Below are 1,627 nucleotides of genomic sequence, written 5' to 3' on the forward strand. Positions count from 1 at the left end.
CACCCGGGACGGGGGGGCGTGGCAGCCCCGGTCGCCGACCGGGTCTGCCCCCTGTTGCTTGGTTGATCTCGTGGTTTGCGTAATCACCGCCGGGCGACATGACGCAAACCTCTTGATCGTCAGTGGGGGAGTGGGCCGGGATGCGGGTACTTGTCGTCGGGGGTAGTGGGTTTCTGGGGCGGGAGGTTTGTCGGCGGGGCCTCAGGCTTGGTTGGTCGGTTGTTGGGACGTTTCACTCCGGTGAGATCGCCGTGCCGGGGGTCGCGGCACGGCGGCTGGACGTGACCGACCGGTCCGCCGTGCGCGCGCTGGTCGCCGAGGTGCGGCCGGACGCCGTGGTCGGGACCCCCTATCGGTACGGGGACTGGGCGGTCACCGCCGACGGGGCCGCGCACGTGGCGTTCGCCGCCGCCGAGGTGGGTGCCCGGCTGGTGCATGTGTCCAGCGACGCGCTGCACGCCGGACGACCCGTGCCGTACGCCGACGACGAACCACCGACGCCGGTGCACGCGTACGGTGCCGCGAAGGCGGCGGCCGAGACCGCCGTGCGGGCGATCGACCCGGGCGCGGCAGTGGTGCGGACCTCCCTGATCGTGGGGGAGGGCAGCAAACAGATCCAGCTCTGCCGGGACGCGCTCGCCGGCCGGGCCACCCTGTTCAGCGACGAACTGCGCTGCCCGATCGACGTCACCGACCTGGCCGACGCGGTGCTGGAGCTGGTCGCCTCGTCGTACGGCGGTCTGCTCAACGTGGCCGGCCCGGACGCGGTCAGCCGGGCCGAGCTGGGCCTGCTGGTCGCTGAGCGGTACGGCCTGGACCCGGCCGGGTTGAAGACCAGCACCAGCGCGGCCACCGGCCTGGTCCGCCCCCTGGACGTACGCCTCGACTCCACCCGCGCCGCCTCCCTGCTGCGGACGCGACTGCGCGGAGTACGCGAAGTCCTCGCCAACTGATCGTGCACACTTTCTGTGCAGAACTCTTGTGCACAGAAAGTGTGCAGAGATAGTGTGCAGGCATGGTGAACGATGAAGACGCTCCGCGGGCGGCGCTACGTGAGGTCCGCATCGACAAGCGGCAGGTCCGGGTCCTGGCGCACCCGCTCCGCATGCGGCTGGTTGGCGCCCTGCGGGTGAAGGGGCCCGCCACCGCCACCACCCTCGCCGAACTGCTCGGCACCAACACCGGCGCGACCAGCTACCACCTGCGCCAACTCGCCGAGGTCGGGCTCGTCATCGAGGATCCCGACCGAGGCAGCGGGCGGCAACGGTGGTGGCAGGCGGCGCACGACGTCACCAACTGGGAGCCGAGCGACTTCGATGACGACCCTGACGCCCGGGCCGCGATCGAGTGGATCCAGGGCGACCAGGTGCGTCTCCTCGTCGAGACCGCCGACCGCTGGTTCGCCACCCAGCACGAGTGGTCACCCGCCTGGCGGGACGGCTTCGGAATGGGTGACATCTTCATGACCATTCCGCCCGCCCGACTCGAGGAACTCAAGGCGGAGGTGTGGGAGGTGCTGGAGCGCTACCACCGCGAGGCCGAGCCCGACGCCGCCACCGACCCGGAGGCCCGCCCGGTGCAGGTCTTCCTGGCCGCCTACCCGTTGCGCGAGGGCCTCCGATGAGCG

At 71.3% G+C, this 1,627-nt stretch carries 2 protein-coding genes; both read left to right on the forward strand.

Annotation, left to right across the window (positions count from 1 at the left end; genetic code table 11):
* Window positions 1–140 precede the first annotated feature (140 nt).
* Complete coding sequence (locus ABZU52_RS31565) at window positions 141–953, forward strand: sugar nucleotide-binding protein (protein ID WP_354974576.1); 813 nt, start codon at window positions 141–143, stop codon at window positions 951–953.
* Between the two features lie 62 nt (window positions 954–1,015).
* Window positions 1,016–1,624 (forward strand): helix-turn-helix domain-containing protein, encoded by a 609-nt coding sequence (locus ABZU52_RS31570; protein WP_354974577.1) that lies wholly within the window; start codon window positions 1,016–1,018, stop codon window positions 1,622–1,624.
* Window positions 1,625–1,627 lie beyond the last annotated feature (3 nt).

Source organism: Micromonospora sp. NPDC005220 (assembly GCF_040607895.1).
Lineage (GTDB): Bacteria > Actinomycetota > Actinomycetes > Mycobacteriales > Micromonosporaceae > Micromonospora.